This window comes from Pseudomonas sp. AOB-7 (assembly GCF_003696305.1).
Classification (GTDB): domain Bacteria; phylum Pseudomonadota; class Gammaproteobacteria; order Pseudomonadales; family Pseudomonadaceae; genus Aquipseudomonas.
The window spans coordinates 1-402 of sequence record NZ_RFFK01000056.1 but is presented as its reverse complement, the minus strand read 5'-3'; the positions used below and the strand labels follow the sequence as shown (position 1 = coordinate 402).

Genomic DNA, 402 nt, shown 5'->3' with positions numbered 1-402 from the left:
TCAGCCGGGCGCTGTAGCGCTCGGCCTTGTCGCTGTCGACGGCGACGTCCTGGCGTATCCAGGCTTCGGCGTGCGGATCGGCCAACGGGCGTGCACCGATCCCGATACGCTTGCCGCTCATGACGACCACCTCAGCAACTCGTCGACCAGGCTGCTGACCTCGCGCGCGGCGGCGCTGTCTGGCGCCAGCTCACGCGCCAGGCGACCGGCCGCCACGCTCTCGGCGAAGACGATTCGCTGGCGCACTTCCGCCTGCAGTGCCGGCAGCGGTTGATCGGCCAACGCGCCGCGCGCTTCACGGCCGATTACCGTGGTACTGACGCGGCGGTTGATGGCGAACGCCGCGCGCAATGTGGGCCTGAACACCTGCGCCTCGCGGATCAGGTTGACCATCTCCGCGCT

Annotated in this window: 1 pseudogene; it reads right to left on the bottom strand. The window is 69.7% G+C overall.

The window, feature by feature from the left end:
• Positions 1-117 precede the first annotated feature (117 nt).
• A pseudogene (locus EA796_RS22980) lies at positions 118-402 on the bottom strand (ATPase); the annotation flags it as partial.